The sequence below is a fragment of the Xanthomonas sp. NCPPB 1638 genome, from assembly GCF_041475635.2.
In the GTDB taxonomy this organism is placed as follows: domain Bacteria; phylum Pseudomonadota; class Gammaproteobacteria; order Xanthomonadales; family Xanthomonadaceae; genus Xanthomonas; species Xanthomonas cucurbitae.
In genome coordinates, this window is the sequence record NZ_CM192984.1 from 3,667,451 (window position 1) to 3,682,184 (window position 14,734).

General features: G+C 65.3%; 13 protein-coding genes. 5 read left to right on the forward strand and 8 right to left on the reverse strand.

From position 1 onward, the window contains the following. The first annotated feature begins 340 nt into the window (after window positions 1-340). From ACCQ13_RS15870 to ACCQ13_RS15880, 3 genes are all read left to right on the forward strand, one after another. Complete coding sequence (locus ACCQ13_RS15870) at window positions 341-994, forward strand: TetR/AcrR family transcriptional regulator (protein ID WP_159407533.1); 654 nt, start codon at window positions 341-343, stop codon at window positions 992-994. Between the two features lie 128 nt (window positions 995-1,122). Then, entirely contained in the window at window positions 1,123-1,779 is a 657-nt protein-coding gene (locus ACCQ13_RS15875; RefSeq protein ID WP_104602613.1) for a protein-L-isoaspartate O-methyltransferase family protein, read from the forward strand. Between the two features lie 19 nt (window positions 1,780-1,798). Continuing rightward, a complete protein-coding gene (locus ACCQ13_RS15880) occupies window positions 1,799-3,172 on the forward strand; it encodes a TolC family outer membrane protein (RefSeq protein WP_104602580.1) in 1,374 nt (457 codons plus the stop codon). 205 nt (window positions 3,173-3,377) lie between these two features. Here the strand turns inward: ACCQ13_RS15880 and waaA are convergent, their stop codons facing one another. Further along, the gene (gene waaA / locus ACCQ13_RS15885) at window positions 3,378-4,691 is read right to left on the reverse strand and encodes a lipid IV(A) 3-deoxy-D-manno-octulosonic acid transferase (RefSeq protein WP_104602581.1); all 1,314 of its coding nucleotides are present in this window, start codon (window positions 4,689-4,691) and stop codon (window positions 3,378-3,380) included. Between the two features lie 86 nt (window positions 4,692-4,777). On the opposite strand from waaA, the gene ACCQ13_RS15890 reads away from it, so the two are divergent. After that, window positions 4,778-5,698, forward strand: coding sequence for an LpxL/LpxP family Kdo(2)-lipid IV(A) lauroyl/palmitoleoyl acyltransferase (locus ACCQ13_RS15890; protein ID WP_104602582.1), 921 nt, complete (start codon window positions 4,778-4,780; stop codon window positions 5,696-5,698). 36 nt (window positions 5,699-5,734) lie between these two features. On the opposite strand, the gene ACCQ13_RS15895 is transcribed toward ACCQ13_RS15890, so the two are convergent. The 4 genes from ACCQ13_RS15895 to ACCQ13_RS15910 all read right to left on the reverse strand — a co-directional run bounded on the left by ACCQ13_RS15895 (window position 5,735) and on the right by ACCQ13_RS15910 (window position 9,213). Further along, window positions 5,735-7,066, reverse strand: a complete 1,332-nt coding sequence (locus ACCQ13_RS15895) for an O-antigen ligase family protein (RefSeq protein ID WP_159407534.1) — start codon at window positions 7,064-7,066, stop codon at window positions 5,735-5,737. Next, window positions 7,047-8,159, reverse strand: coding sequence for a glycosyltransferase (locus ACCQ13_RS15900; RefSeq protein ID WP_159407535.1), 1,113 nt, complete (start codon window positions 8,157-8,159; stop codon window positions 7,047-7,049). The genes ACCQ13_RS15895 and ACCQ13_RS15900 overlap by 20 nt, the downstream gene beginning before the upstream one ends. Before the next feature lie 10 nt (window positions 8,160-8,169). Then, window positions 8,170-8,367 (reverse strand): zinc-finger domain-containing protein, encoded by a 198-nt coding sequence (locus ACCQ13_RS15905; RefSeq protein WP_104602585.1) that lies wholly within the window; start codon window positions 8,365-8,367, stop codon window positions 8,170-8,172. Window positions 8,368-8,637: 270 nt separating this feature from the next. Next, on the reverse strand, window positions 8,638-9,213 hold the full coding sequence (locus tag ACCQ13_RS15910) for a nucleotidyl transferase AbiEii/AbiGii toxin family protein (protein ID WP_159407536.1): 576 nt from the start codon (window positions 9,211-9,213) through the stop codon (window positions 8,638-8,640). Window positions 9,214-9,482: 269 nt separating this feature from the next. On the opposite strand from ACCQ13_RS15910, the gene ACCQ13_RS15915 reads away from it, so the two are divergent. Continuing rightward, window positions 9,483-10,601 carry an ISL3 family transposase gene (locus ACCQ13_RS15915; RefSeq protein ID WP_159406496.1) on the forward strand — a complete coding sequence of 373 codons (1,119 nt, stop codon included), beginning with the start codon at window positions 9,483-9,485 and terminating at the stop codon, window positions 10,599-10,601. Here ACCQ13_RS15915 and ACCQ13_RS15920 read toward each other — a convergent pair. The 3 genes from ACCQ13_RS15920 to ACCQ13_RS15930 form a co-directional block, all read right to left on the reverse strand. Next, entirely contained in the window at window positions 10,569-10,883 is a 315-nt protein-coding gene (locus tag ACCQ13_RS15920; protein ID WP_159407538.1) for a nucleotidyl transferase AbiEii/AbiGii toxin family protein, read from the reverse strand. The two genes, ACCQ13_RS15915 and ACCQ13_RS15920, sit on opposite strands and share 33 nt — an antisense overlap. Further along, window positions 10,880-11,806: a type IV toxin-antitoxin system AbiEi family antitoxin domain-containing protein gene (locus ACCQ13_RS15925; RefSeq protein ID WP_104602587.1), complete on the reverse strand. Its 927-nt coding sequence runs from the start codon at window positions 11,804-11,806 to the stop codon at window positions 10,880-10,882. Before ACCQ13_RS15925 ends, ACCQ13_RS15920 begins: the two co-directional genes overlap by 4 nt. A 450-nt stretch (window positions 11,807-12,256) precedes the next feature. Next, window positions 12,257-14,566 carry an NADP-dependent malic enzyme gene (locus tag ACCQ13_RS15930; RefSeq protein WP_104602588.1) on the reverse strand — a complete coding sequence of 770 codons (2,310 nt, stop codon included), beginning with the start codon at window positions 14,564-14,566 and terminating at the stop codon, window positions 12,257-12,259. Window positions 14,567-14,734: the final 168 nt, after the last annotated feature.

The following is a 14,734-nucleotide window of genomic DNA, read 5'->3' on the forward strand; positions in this document are numbered from 1 at the left end:
ATACGCCCGGTCCCTGTCCACCTGTCCCCTCTTCCGTCCATGCCCGATGGCGTTGCTCTCCAGCGAGCGCCAGCAGGCGGTCTGCCACGCTAGCACCGGGACCTTTGCACCGCCCTAGGTAAATTCCCCACAGCTGCCAGGCGAACCATGACACCGGGAGCATTCGAATGAAACCATGATAGGTCATCACGATCTCGGCATTGGCGGCAGCGATCGACACCCCGATTCCCGCAGCCCGGGTCAACGCACGTTCCAGCCGCACGACACCGCCCGCATGCGGCACTGATGCGTTCAGCCGGCCGAGTATAAATATAGAACCCGATGGTCTAGTATTGAGCGCATGCCCAGCCCGCCCCCCCTCAAGCCAAAGGCCCGCAACACCGGCCCGGGGCGTCCCAAAGATCTTGGCAAGCGCGCTGCCATTCTCGCTGCCGCCCGTGCGCTGTTCATGGACCAAGGCTACGCCGGCGTCAGCATGGATGGGATCGCCGCCCTGGCGGGGGTCTCCAAACTGACCGTCTACAGCCACTTCGGCGACAAGGAAAGCCTGTTCTCCGAGGCGATCCGCGCGCAGTGCCAGCAGATGATGCCTGACGACCTGTTCAATCAGGCGCCAACGGGTGCGTTGCGCGATCAGCTGGTTGAGATCGCACATGCGTTCTTTGCCATGGTCAGCACCGAGTCGGCCATTTCCACCCACCGCATGATGATGGCGCCGGGCACCGGCGATGCGCATGTGCGCGAGATGTTCTGGAATGCCGGCCCCAAGCGAACCCAACAGGCGCTGGCCGAGTTCCTGGCCGCGCGGGTGGCCGACGGGCAATTGGAGATTCCCGATCTGCCGCGCGCGGCCTCGCAGTTCTTCAGCCTGCTCAAGGGCGAGCTGTACGCCTTGATGATGTGCGGCCTGCATGGCCAGCCCAGCCGTGCACAGGTGGATGAGCACATCGCCTCCAGCGTGGATTTCTTCCTGAAGGCCTATGCGCCGCGTTGATCGACGATGCCCTTTGGTCGCGATGACTTCCGGCACTGCGCCGGCCTTCGATGCGCGGCGATGCTAGATGCGCCAGCTGCCCCGTGCACCGGTAAAATGTCTGCCCCGCCGCGTTGGATAACCGCACCATGACGATCGATTTCACCCAGGCCCGCGAAAAGATGGTCGAACAGCAGATCCGGCCGTGGGACGTGCTGGATCTGCGCGTGCTCGACGTGCTGGCGCGCCTGCCGCGCGAAGCCTTCGTACCGGAGGCCTACAAGACCCTGGCTTATGTCGATGTGGAAATTCCGCTGTCGGCCGGCCACAAGATGATGAAGCCGGTGGTCGAAGGCCGCATGCTGCAAGCCTTGGACCTGCAGCCGGGCGAAGACCTGCTGGAAATCGGCACCGGCAGCGGCTTTTCAACCGCCTGCCTGGCCGCGTTGACCCGCGAAGTGCTCAGCCTGGAGATCGATCCGGCGCTGGCCATGGCGGCACGCGCCAATCTCGATCACGCCGGCCTCGGCAGCAATGTGCGCATCGAGACCGCTGACGTGTTCGGCTGGCAGAGCGAGCGCCGCTTCGATGCCATCTGCGTCACCGGCGCGGTCGATACGCTGCCCGTCCAGTGGCTGCAATGGCTGCGCCCGAATGGCCGGCTGTTCGTGGTGCGCGGTCACGCTCCGGTGATGGAAGCGGTCCTGGTCCGTGGCGAGGTCAACGCCCCGCGTATCGAATCGTTGTTCGAAACCGACCTCGCCTATCTCCAGGGCGCCGCACCGACGCCCCGATTCCACTTCTGATTCCCAAGGACGCTTCCCGATGATCCGCCGATCCCTCGCCCTGGCCCTGGCCGCCGCCCTGTCACCGATGGCTGCACACGCCACCGATCTGCTGCAGGTCTACGAAATGGCCCGCAACGGCGACCCGCAACTGGCTGCGGCCGAGTCGACCCGGCTGATCAATCGGGAGGGGCAGGTGCAGGCGCGCGCGGCGTTGTTGCCGCAGCTCAACGGGCAGGCCGATTACAACAAGGCGCATCGCGAGATCGAGCGCGTGGATGGCCGCATCACCACCTCTTCGCGCTCGCAGCAGATCCAGGCCAGCCAGACCATCTTCAACTGGTCGCAGTTCGCCACCTTGCGTGCGCAGCGCGAGATTGCCAAGGCAGCGGATTTCACCCTGGCATCGGCCAACAACGACCTGATTACCCGCACGTCGGCAGCGTATTTCCAGGTCCTGGTGGGCATCGAATCGCTGGCCGCCGCAGAGACCAACGAAGCGGCTGCCAAGAAGCAGTTCGACTTTGCCGACAAGCGCCTGGAGGTTGGCCTGGCGCCGATCACCGACGTGCATGAAGCCCGTGCCCAGTACGATCAGGCGCGCGCGGACACCATCAACGCGCGCAACCTGTTGAAGGACTACTACCAGGCACTGACCGAACTCACCGGCCAGCCGGTGCAGGCCTTGCGTGCGCTGCCGGAAGACTTCCGGCCCGAAGTGCCGGCCGCCTACGGCAATGTCGATCAACTGGTCTCCGCCGCCGTCGCCGACAACCCGGAGCTGAAGGCACAGCAGCTGCAGGTGAGCGCCGCCGAGGCGCAGGTCAACGCCGCGCGGGCGGGCCACCTGCCGACCATCAGCCTGAACGGTAACGTGGGGCGTAGCAACAGCTGGGGCACTGGCGCCGCCGAAAGCGGCGTATTCACCACGCAGGGCCGCGACATCGACACCGATTCCATCGGTTTCACTGTCTCCGTCCCGATTTTCGCCGGCGGCGCCACGCAATCGGCCGTACGTCAGGCGCTGGCGCGCCGCGATGTGCAACAGGACACCTACGAGCAGCAGAAGCGCGCGCTGGACCGCAACACCCGCAATGCCTACCAGAACGTGGTCGCCGGCATCAGCGAGGTGGAAGCACGCCGCCTGGCCGTGGTCTCGGCGCAGGCCGCCTACGACGCGTCGCAAGTCGGCCTGGAAGTGGGCACCCGCACCGTGCTGGATCTGGTGCAGAACCAGCGCACGCTGTTCCAGGCGCAGGTGAACTACGCACAGGCACGCTACAACTTCCTGCAGAGCCGCCTGCTGCTGGGCCAGGCCATCGGCAAGCTGGACATCTCCGACCTGCAGGACGTCAATCGTCTGCTGTCGAAGGATGCCGAAGCCGGGCTGCGCAGTAGCGGTTCGCTGCAGTAAGGCCGCACGCAGGAGATTGTATAGGCGGGCGCAAGCCCGCCTTTTTCGTGCGTGGGCACCACAGCGCGAAGCACAGGCAGCGTGCCATGGCCCGGCACGCCGACGCGCGGAGCGGCCTGCCTTCAGCCCTGCCTCCCTGGTGACGGGCGGTGCATCCCATGGCAGGCGCGTGGACGCGAACGACCGCTCCAGGCCGCGCTACTCATCAGAGCGCGACGTTGCCGGCGACCGGCGGCAGATCCGGCGCAATCTGCACCAGCGTTCGCGCCACCGCCCCCTTGCCGTTGGCGACCAGTGCCAACCCCGCCGCCGCCATCGCTGCGCGTTGCGCAGGGTCGCCAAGCAACCGCGCCAGATCGCGATACACGCCATCGGCATCCTCGCAGATGGCCACCGCGTCGGCCTCGCGCATGCGGCGCGAGATTTCCGAGAAGTTATGCAGATGCGGGCCGGTCACCGCCGGCGTGCCCACCGCTGCAGGTTCCAGCAGATTGTGCCCGCCGACCGGCTGCAGGCTGCCGCCGACGAAGGCCACCTGCGCGCAGGCATAGAAACTCATCAACTCACCCAGAGTATCGATGACGAACACCGCATCGCGCGCCTGTGGCCATTGCTGCGCCTTGCGCGTACTCACGCGCCAGCCGCGTTCGCGCGCCAGCGCCTCCACCTTGGCAAAGCGCTCCGGATGACGCGGCGCCCACAACAGCAACAGATCGGGAAACTGGGCCAGCAACCGCGCATGGATATCCAGCACCGCCGCTTCCTCGCCTTCGTGCGTGCTGGCAGCGATCCACACCGGGCGCGTGGCTGGCACCTGCGCGCGGAACTGCGCCACCAGCGCCTGCAACTGGGATGGCGCGGCGATATCGAACTTCAGGTTACCCAGCGCCACCACCTGCTCCGGCCGCGCGCCCAGGGTGAGGAAACGTTCCGCATCGTCCTGCGATTGCGCCGCCACGCAGGTCACCGTGCGCAACGCGCGGGCGATCAACGGGGCCAGCACGCGGTAACCACGCAGCGAGCGCGCCGACAGCCGCGCATTGAGGATGTACAACGGGATCGCGCGATCGCGGCAACCGAACAACATGTTCGGCCACAACTCGGTTTCCAGGATCAGCGCAAGGCGCGGACGGAAATGCTCCAGGAACCGGCCCACGCTGCCGGGCACGTCGTACGGCAGATACACATGATCCACCGCATCGCCCCACACCGCGCGCACGCGCTCGGAGCCAGTGGGCGTGATGGTGGTGATGACCCAGCGGATATCCGGCCGCTGCGCACGCAAGGCATTGACCAATGGCGCGGCCGCATTGACCTCCCCCACCGACACCGCATGCAGCCACACGCGCGGGCGACCACGCGCGTGCGTGTAGGACGCGTAGCGCTCGTTCCAGCGATTGAAGTATTCGCGCACGCGGAACCCGCGCCACACCAGGTGGTACACCGTGATCGGCAGCAACAGGTACAACAGCGCCGAGTACAGCCCACGCAACAGCCATTCGATCGGGTCTTTCCGCATGCATGCAGGATACGGGAGCGCTGCAGCCTGCGCATGTGCGCGCAACCGCGCGCGATCGGCCGGGCACGATCCCTTAGAATCGACGCATGTCCGAATCCACCCATCTCGCCGCCCGCCCCTCCCTGCGCAATCCCAGGCACTGGCCCATGTACCTCGGCCTGACGGTGATGGTGCTGGCCGGGCGGCTGCCCTGGACGCTGCAGCGTCCGCTGGGCCGCGGCGTGGGCTGGATCGCGATGCGCCTGGCCGGCACGCGCCGGCGTGCGGCCGAGGTCAACCTCAAGCTGTGCTTTCCCGAGCAGGACGATGCCTGGCGGGCACGACTGTTGCGCGACAGCTTCGATGCGCTGGGCGTGGGCCTGTTCGAATTTGCGCGCGCCTGGTGGGGCAGCATCGACGCCATTCGCCCGGGTGTGCAGATCGAAGGCCTGGAGCATCTGCAGCGGCTACAGGAACAAAAGCGCGGCGTGCTGCTGGTATCCGGCCACTTCATGACGCTGGAGATTTGCGGGCGCCTGTTGTGCGACCATGTCCCGCTGGCCGGCATGTACCGCAAGCACCGCAACCCGGTGTTCGAATGGGCGGTCAAGCGTGGCCGCCTGCGCTATGCCACGCACATGTTTGCCAACGAAGACCTGCGCGCCACCATCAAGCATCTCAAGCGCGGCGGTTTGCTGTGGTACGCACCGGACCAGGACATGCGCGGCAAGGACACCGTGTTCGTGCCGTTCTTCGGCCATCCGGCGTCCACCATCACCGCCACCCATCAGCTGGCGCGGCTGACCGGCTGCGCGGTGGTGCCGTACTTCCATCGCCGCGAAGGCGGCCGCTACATCCTCAAGATCGCGCCGCCGCTGGTGGGCATTCCCTCGGAGGATGTCATCGCCGACACCACCGAGGTCAACGCCGCGATCGAGGACATGGTGCGCGAAGCACCGGATCAATACCTGTGGATCCATCGCCGCTTCAAGCGCCAACCGGGCGGGCGTAGCGCGTTCTATCAATGACGCCGCTGCACGGGCCGGCGCTGATAGCGCCGTTACTCAGCGCGGCGACGGTTCGCCATCGTCATTGAGCAACGCGCCGGCATACAACCCGGCCAGCATCAGGAACAGCCCGCCCCAGAAGCTGGAATAGAACGCCAGGTGCGTGTTGAACGGGAACACCGTGGCCACCAGCGCGATCATCGCCGGGCGCGCCTGCTCGCGCGCAGCAGCGTTCGAATAACGCCACGCGCGCCACGCCTGCGCGGCACCGGCCAGCCACAGCAGCAGCCCGATCAGCCCGGTTTCGGCCAGGATTTCCAGCACGATCTGATGCGCATGCAGGGCCGGCCCCTCGCCCCATGCCGGCGCTTGGGCAGGGGCCGGGTTGCAGGCCGGATAGGCCTGGCGGAAACCGCGCGCGCCGACGCCGTTGACTGGATGTTCGAGAATCATGCACAGCGCCGCGCCCCAGATCTGGCCGCGCCCGGACAAGGCCTGATCCACACCCTGACCGCCATTGCCAAACGCCAGGGCGGTGCGCTGGATGCGCTCGCGCGCCTGCGGCGCCACCACCACCACTGCGCCGGCCAACAGCACGCCCGCCACGGCCACCGCCAACAACCGGCGGCAGCCCAGCAATTGCCAGCCGGACAGCAGCACGATCACCCCGTAGGTGATCCACGAGGCACGCGAACCGGCCAGCACCAGCACCACGCCCACCGCGGCTGCCGCACCCGCCCAGGCCCAGACGTGGCGTCGTCCCAGCGCCAGCAGCAAGAACGGCGACAGGCTGGCCAGGGTCTGCCCGAACTTGAGGTTGCACGGCCCCAGCACGCCACTGAGACGGTCCACCAACGCCAGCTCCCGCGCCGTGCACAGCTCGTGGCCGCTGATGAGCTGCTTGAGCTGGTCCAACCCGAAGAACAGCGGGCTGCTGCCGGACACCGCCTGTAATAAGCCATCGAATGTCCACACCGCACCGATCACCGCCAGGCCGGTAAAGGTGCGGCGGCGGCGCTGTGGATTGGCCACCGCGATCGCGCACAACCACATGAAAGGCAGATAACGCAGATCGGTGGCCGACTTGCGCAGCGCACGGCCGGCATCCAGCGCATCGAAGGCCGACACCAGCTGCGGTAGCCAATAGGCGAAGAACAGGACGCTGGTCAGCGCCCAGGCCGCGCCACTGAGCAATCCGGTGCCACCCCGAAAGCGCGCGTGCAACAAGCGATAGGCCGCCAACAGTGCGCCCAGCGACAGCACGGTTTCGGCCAGACCCGGCGTAGGCCACAGCGCAACGAACAGGATCACCCACACGGGTGCCCAGCGGCCGGCATCGGGAGTCAGGCTGGGCGGGGGCGCCAGGGCGTCAGCGGCGGAGTTCGTCATAGACCTTCAAGGTGGCCGATTGCATGGCCTGCAACGTATAGGGGATCACCGCCGGTGGTACGGGCGCGCATTGCAACAAGACCAGCGCCTGTGCCCGCAGCGCCTGCCTATCGAAGGGCGTGACCGCGCCGCCGGGCTGCAGCTCGGCCAGCAGTTCACCCACCCCGCCATGAGACCAGCCCAGCACCGGCCGCCCCACCGACAGCGCTTCGACCACGGTGCGACCGAAGGCTTCCGGCTTGCGCGAGAGCTGCAGCACCAGATCGCTGGCGGCGTAGGCGTCGGCGATGCGCGCCGTCGGCTCGGTGAACGCGACCGCCTCGGCCACCCCCAACCGGGCCGCCTCGGCCTCCAGTTCGCGCAGATACGCCTCGCGTCCGGGCTCGCGCGCCCCGGGCAGCCATAGCCAGGCCGGCACGCCGGCAGCGCGGACATCGGCCAGCAGCTGCAGGCCGTCGGCATGCCCTTTCAGGCGGGTACCGCGGCCAGGCAGCAACAGCAGGGGCGCCTCGGCCGGCAGGCCGGGCAGGAATGTCTGCACCCAGGCGCGCGCATCCCGGTCCGGGCGCGAACGGAGCGGGAACTGCGCCACATCCACGCCGCGCGCAATCGTGCGCAGACGGCCAGGGTCGGTCTGCGGATAATGCGTGCATACGTAATCGCGCACCGTGCGCGACACGCAGATGACCCGCTCGCCATAGGTCATCACCGCGCTGTAGCGGCTGGGCGAATTGAGCCCGTGCACGGTGGTGACCAGGCGCGGACGCGTCGCCGCAGGCATCCCACGCAGCGCGTACCAGCCCAGCCAGGCCGGCAGCCGCGAGCGTGCGTGCACGATATCGGCACCCAATTCGGCAAACAGCCGGCGCAGGCCAACCACATGCCGCAGCGTCAGCAACGACTTGCGGCCGATCTCCAGGGTGAGGTGCTCGCCACCGGCGTCCAGCAACGGCTGCACCAGCCGGCCGCCGGCCGACACCACCACGGCGCGATGGCCGGCACGCACCAGTGCCGCGGCGACTTCCAGCGTGGAGCGCTCCACGCCACCGGATTGCAGCGCCGGCAGCAATTGCACCACGGTCAGGCGGTGCATCCGGCCAGGATCAGTCGGCCAGCACGAACAGCGAACCGCAGTACGGGCACTTGGCTTCGCCGTTGGGCGCATCCTCGATCGGCAGGTACACCCGCGGATGCGAGTTCCACAGCGCCATCTGCGGCGTCGGGCAGCACAGCGGCAGATCGCTGCGGTGCACGGTGTAACGCTTCTCGGCATTGGCGGGCGCGGTGGCGGTCTGGCTCATGGCGGTGCGGGTCGGAAAAAAACGGATGCCCGTATTCTAGCAGCGGCCATCGCTTGGCTGCTGCCCGCGCCGCTGACCCCCTCGTCTCCATGCGCTGACATGTGCCAAGACGCCCGCCTTGTCAGCCTGCGCGTCGCACAGCGGCACTGCGACTGCCGACAGCAACTGCCAACGAACTGTCGTGCCCGGCGGCACCCGCACCCCAGTGCGCCGGCCTTTTGCCAGTCACGCAATCCCCGCGTGCACATTCTTCCTTTCGTTCATCCCGGCTCACCACGGCAAGCTGCGATACAGCGTCACCACCCGACCCATCGCATCGTCGAATGGTGGAAGGTCACCTGTAACGTCGGAGGCCAGGTCCCGGTAGCCGATGCGGGCCATGGAGACCACCGCATCAGCTTGCATGGAGTCGATACTCGGGACGATATCTTTCGAGCGACACGATGCCATCAGGATTTCATGAATCCTGGCACGCGCTTCAGCGACGAGCACAGGACCCGACTCCAGCAACAACCAGATGTCGTAGACATCCTGTCGACGGTTTCGTTTTCGAAGGGGTTGCTGAAGCAGAGCGCGCAACTTCTCGGCCAGCACATTGTTCAGCGTATAGGAATGAATGGTCGCTCCCCCATCCAGTTCCAGCACTTCCACATCGAAGACCGCCTCATTGAAGCTGTAGTCGATTTCCACCACCTGTGGCGATGCCCCCGCCTTCAAGCGGGCCATGGCCGCCGCATTGCCTCGATCGGCAAAACCGATTTTCAGGGCCAGATTCTGATGCGACTTGCATTCGCCCTTTGGCTGAATCTTGTGGGACTGAAGACGACATGCCGTTGCATACGGCAAACGGTCTTCTGCGGAGGCTCATCGCGGATTCGTGTGGGTGCCTTGAGGCCCCTGAATCTGCGTTGAGCCTTGGAAACAGGCCCTTTCCACCGTCCCAGAAGGTGGTACATCCTGTGCTGACTTCTTGACGCGGTGTTCTGCATGAAAACGGGCCGTCGGCTGAGTGAGTTGTTTTCCTTCCCTGGCTTCGCGGCGGAGTCCACGCTCAAGGGCGTGTTCGGCGCCCCGAAGGCGCGGATCGTGACCTTGCGGCGCCGAAAAAAACGGCCGTGTGTTCCAACTGTGGCCATCGGTGTCGCAGCCGCTACGACAAGCGCCTGTGCCGCGCCCGCGACTTGCGGGCGGCCGGCTGGATGCTGTTCGTGGAGTTTGAGCGCTGGCGGGTCGATTGCCCGGGGTGCGGCGGCGTGCACGTAGAGCGGCTGGACTGGCTGGCCAAGAATCCGCGCTACACCGAGCGATTCGCCCTGCATGTGGGCAATCTGTGCCGGAGCATGACGCACAAGGCCGTGGCTGAGCTGGAGCGCCTGCACGACAGCACGGTCAAGGAGCTGTCCAAGCTGTACATGGCCGAGCAGGTGCGCCGGGCGGGGACGCCGGCGCCGCGCGCCATCGGCATCGACGAGATCGCGATCCACAAGGGCCATGACTACCGCGTTGTGGTCAGCGATCTGGAGCGCGGCCGACCGATCTGGTTCGGCGGCAGTGGGCGCACCGAGGCGGACATCGACCAGTTCTTCGCCGAATTGGGCCCAAAACGTAGCGCCGGCATCGACGTGGCGGTGATGGACATGTGGCGGCCGTTTCGCAACTCGGTGGGCAAGAACGCGCCCAACGCCAGCATCGTGTTCGACAAATTCCACATCATGCGCCACCTGTCCGACGCGCTCGATCAGGTGCGGCGCGACGAGTACAAGCGCCTTCAAGGCCAGGATCGCAGTTACATCAAGGGCCAGCGTTACACCCTGCTGAGCAATCGCGAAAACCTTACCCTGGACGGTCGAAAGGCGCTCGCCAAGTTGCTGGCGGCCAACAAACGTCTGAACACGGCGTACCTGCTGAAAGAGTCCTTCGGGCAGCTGTGGAGCTACCGCACCGAGCGAGGTGCACGGGAGTTCTTCGAGCGCTGGAAGCAGAGTCTGCGCTGGCAGCGGCTTGTGCCCTACCAGACGTTCGTGGGGATGATCGAGCGGCACTGGGACGGCATCGCGGCGTACTGCAGGCCGGAGAACAAGGTCAGCCTCGGCCTGGTGGAAGGGCTCAACAACAAGATCCGGGTCATCCAGCGCAGCGCCTACGGCTATCGCGACGAGGAGTTCCTGAGGCTCAAGATCATCGCCAGCTTCCTGCCCGCGCTACCCGAAAATGCTCGATTGCACCCACAGTGATCCGCGAAGACCCTCTGCGGAAACCAGGCACTCCGCCAACTCTTCCAGAATCGCGTGAGCGCTTTCCGCCGTGTAGCTGTCCCTGGTGGAAAAGTCCAGGTCGCGGGTATAGCGGGAGCTGTCGTACCGGATGGCCAGCAGCAACCCTCCCTTCATCACCATCCTGGCACTCAAATTCTGGGAATGACCGATGCTGTCCAGAACCGTGTGCACTGCCTCCCTGAAGCCTTGCTGCCCCTGCGGCGCCTGCGCAACCCACGCATCGATTTCCACTTCATTCATAGCGTATCCGATCCCAGCGACGCCGCTTCCAGCGCAGGAACATTGACTGACAGCGCCCAACGCTCCGAAAAGAAAGGGGCGTATTCTGCTTGTGGGTCCAGCTTCCGGGAGCCACCCCGCTGAACCCGGGAAGCCCAGGCATCAATCACGGGGTCGGACCTATGGCATAGCGTTTCCAGCAAGTAGCCGGCCCGCGCTTTCTCAATCAGTGTTCCGTGCTTGCTCACTTCATCAAGAATGAGCCTGAAATACCTGCCAGCGTACTCACGATAGGTATCAACGACATGCAACATGCCTCCGCACGAATCCGGCTCGCGCAGCATGTCCAAGAACGTTCGCCCTATCATTGCCACGCGGATGGACGGAGACTTGATGGTCTTGAAGGCTCCGCGATGCGAGCGCCGCATCAACTCAACCCGTACTCCATCGATACGCTCGAATTTCTGAAATCTCAATGCGGGCAGCCTGGAAGCAAGGTAGCCATCCTTGAGTTGTTTCAGGCCTTTCTCCATGCGCACGTCCGCTTGCTCTTTCCATTCCTGGGCAGGGGGTGTGGACAGGTATAGCACCTTGGCAAACCGGTCTGTGATGCCGTGATACTCCATGGCACTGAGATGACTCACGTACGCAAACGGGTCCACCGAGCAAGCGACCTCCATGGGCGCCGGCTTGTTTCGACCAAAAAGATGAAAAACCGTACCCGACTTGAACCCCTTCGCCGGTGCAATCAACCCGAAGGACGTCAGCAAATGAACCAATTCCATGTACAAAGACAACGGAATGGGATGGGTTGCAGCATGAGTCGCGGCCAAAACACCCAGTTCGTATCCTGTCACGACAGGCCGCTCCCAAGTCGCCAGCCGTTGCTGGATCGCCCTGGCGAGGGAACTCAGGGCTTCGCGAGATGTTGAGCTTTGTTTCACGGAGTACCATCCACGTCCTAAGGACGTGGATGGTACTCCGTGATTGCAGTTTCGTAAATGGCCACCGTTGACACCTTCCAGCAGTCTCCATTAGAATCCGTCCTGAGGACGGATTCTAATGGAGACTACATAGTCCTGAGGACCGTCACCAACGCGCCTCATCCAAAACCGGGGCTGACCGTAGCATTCGATGCACAAGCCAGCCCCACCACGGCAGCCACCGAGCTGACCGCCATGATTGGGCGGCAATCGAGCACTTTTGCCGAGTCCACCATTGCGGCGACCTTGGCAGGGAAACTTCGCCCCTGCCAAGGCCATCGCCAAAATCACACACTGCGCCGTCGGCTTCACGACATCCGCCGGCTGCACTCCGCGATCAGCAGCCGATCATGAGAAAGCCATCTGCAAAAAACTTATGGCGTGCCCGCGAAAATTTGACCGAGACCTGGCTCAGGCGCCACTCCTGTCGGCAGCCGCTTTTTCCGCGTCGCGCTGCCTGCGGATCTGCGCATCCACCGCGGCGATCGCGGTCATGTTCATCACCCGGCGCGAGGTGGCGCTGGTGGTGAGGATGTGCACCGGCTTGGAGATCCCCATCAGGATCGGGCCGATCGCCACGCCGTCGGTGAACACGCGCACCAGGTTGTAGGCGATGTTGGCCGCTTCCAGGTTCGGCAACACGAACAGGTTCGCGCGCCCTTTGAGTGTGCTGTTGGGCATGATCTGCTTGCGCAACGCCTCGTCCCAGGCGGTGTCGCCCTGCATCTCGCCGTCGATGTTGAGCTCAGGCTTGCGCTTGAGCAGCGCTTCGCGCACCTGGCGCATCTTCAGCGCGTCACGCGAGTCGTGGCTGCCGAAGTTGGAGTGCGACAGCAACGCGATGTTGGGTTCGATGCCGAACAGCTTGAGACGGTACGCCGCCTGCAACGTGGCCTCCACCACCTGCTCCACGGTGGGGTCTTCCTGGACATGCGTGTCCAGGAAGAAGAACACGCCCAGTTGATTGATGACGCCGGTCATCGCCGAGGTGGAGCTGACGCGCGGCTCCAGCGGGATCACGCTGCGCGCGTAACCCAGCTTCTTGTGGAAGCGGCCGACCACGCCCGACAGCATCGCATCGGCTTCGCCACGCGCCACCATCACGGCGGCGATCAGGGTCGGACGCGAGCGCATCAGCTCCTTGGCCGCGGTGACGGTCACGCCACGGCGCTCGGTGAGCGCGTGGTAGTACTGCCAGTAATCGTTGAAGCGGGGGTCGTCGAGGATGTTGGTGATCTCGAAGTCCACGCCAGCGGTCAGGCGCAGGCCCATCCGTTCGATACGTGCCTCGATGACGTCCGGGCGGCCGATCAGGATCGGGAAGGCCAGGCCTTCATCGACCACGTTCTGCACCGCGCGCAGCACCACTTCTTCCTCGCCCTCGGCATACACCACGCGCTGCTTGTCGGCACGCGCACGGTCGTACACCGGCTTCATCATCAGGCTGGTGCGGTAGACGAACTGGCTCAACTGGTCGCGGTAGGCCTCCATGTCGGTGATCGGGCGGGTGGCCACGCCCGAATCCATTGCTGCCTGCGCCACCGCCGAGGACAGCTCGACCAGCAGGCGCGGATCCAGTGGACGCGGAATCAGGTACTCCGGGCCGAAGCTCGGGGTCTCGCCACCGTAGGCGGCGCCCAGGTCGGAGGCTTCGCGTCGCGCCATCGCGGCGATCGCCTTGACGCAGGCGATCTTCATCTCCTCGTTGATGCCAGTGGCACCGGCGTCCAGCGCGCCACGGAACAGGTACGGGAAGCACAGCACGTTGTTGATCTGGTTCGGGTAGTCCGACCGGCCGGTGCCGATGATGCAATCCGGGCGTACCGCCTTGGCCGCTTCCGGGGTGATTTCCGGGTTGGGATTGGCCAACGCGAAGATCACCGGCTGGCGCGCCATGCTGGCGACCATTTCCGGCTTGAGGATGCCCGCAGCCGACAGGCCCAGGAAGATGTCGGCGCCTTCGACGATCTCGTCCAGGGTGCGCTTGTCGGTATCGCGCGCGTAACGCTGCTTGTCCGGGTCCAGATCGGTGCGGCCGGTGTGGATCACCCCGTCGCGGTCCAGCGCCAGGATGTTCTCCGGCTTCAGGCCCAGCGAGACCAGCATGTTGACGCAGGAGATGCCCGCCGCGCCCATGCCGGTGGTGGCCAGCTTGACCTCTTCGATCTTCTTGCCGGTGACCACCAGCGCATTGAGCACGGCGGCACCGACGATGATCGCGGTGCCGTGCTGGTCGTCATGGAACACCGGGATGTTCATGCGCTCGCGCAGCTTGCGCTCGACGATGAAGCATTCCGGCGCCTTGATGTCTTCCAGGTTGATGCCGCCAAAGGTCGGCTCCAGGCTGGCGATGATGTCCACCAGCTTGTCCGGGTCGCTTTCGTTGATTTCGATATCGAACACGTCGATGCCGGCGAACTTTTGGAACAGCACGCCCTTGCCTTCCATCACCGGCTTGGAGGCCAGCGGGCCGATGTTGCCCAGGCCCAGCACGGCGGTGCCGTTGGTGATGACCGCCACCAGGTTGCCGCGGGCGGTGAGCTCGCTGGCCTGGGTGGCGTCCTCGACGATGGCCTCGCAGGCAAACGCCACGCCGGGCGAATACGCCAGCGACAGGTCGCGCTGGGTCAGCATCGGCTTGGTCGCGGTGACTTTGATCTTGCCGGCCGGCTGCTGGCGGTGATAGTCGAGGGCGGCCTGTTTGAAGTCGTCGGTGGACATCGGCTGTGTGGGTCTCGAGGGCGCAGGAGGACTGGATTCTACCCTCCTGCCTGAACAAGGGCCTGTCGCGCAGCTGTCAGCACGGCAGGGAGATCGAATGCTGCAACGCAGCGCACGGGGCGATCCGCTAGCGGGTCAACGCGAAACGGCCCTGCACCCCGCCGGCAA

What these genes read in the sequence shown, in the direction of transcription:
- ACCQ13_RS15870 (WP_159407533.1), top strand. Translation starts at nt 341, where the DNA reads ATGCCCAGCCCGCCCCCCCTCAAGCCAAAGGCCCGCAACACCGGCCCG.
- ACCQ13_RS15875 (WP_104602613.1), top strand. Translation starts at nt 1,123, where the DNA reads ATGACGATCGATTTCACCCAGGCCCGCGAAAAGATGGTCGAACAGCAG.
- ACCQ13_RS15880 (WP_104602580.1), top strand. Translation starts at nt 1,799, where the DNA reads ATGATCCGCCGATCCCTCGCCCTGGCCCTGGCCGCCGCCCTGTCACCG.
- waaA (WP_104602581.1), bottom strand. Translation starts at nt 4,691, where the DNA reads ATGCGGAAAGACCCGATCGAATGGCTGTTGCGTGGGCTGTACTCGGCG.
- ACCQ13_RS15890 (WP_104602582.1), top strand. Translation starts at nt 4,778, where the DNA reads ATGTCCGAATCCACCCATCTCGCCGCCCGCCCCTCCCTGCGCAATCCC.
- ACCQ13_RS15895 (WP_159407534.1), bottom strand. Translation starts at nt 7,066, where the DNA reads ATGACGAACTCCGCCGCTGACGCCCTGGCGCCCCCGCCCAGCCTGACT.
- ACCQ13_RS15900 (WP_159407535.1), bottom strand. Translation starts at nt 8,159, where the DNA reads ATGCACCGCCTGACCGTGGTGCAATTGCTGCCGGCGCTGCAATCCGGT.
- ACCQ13_RS15905 (WP_104602585.1), bottom strand. Translation starts at nt 8,367, where the DNA reads ATGAGCCAGACCGCCACCGCGCCCGCCAATGCCGAGAAGCGTTACACC.
- ACCQ13_RS15920 (WP_159407538.1), bottom strand. Translation starts at nt 10,883, where the DNA reads ATGAATGAAGTGGAAATCGATGCGTGGGTTGCGCAGGCGCCGCAGGGG.
- ACCQ13_RS15930 (WP_104602588.1), bottom strand. Translation starts at nt 14,566, where the DNA reads ATGTCCACCGACGACTTCAAACAGGCCGCCCTCGACTATCACCGCCAG.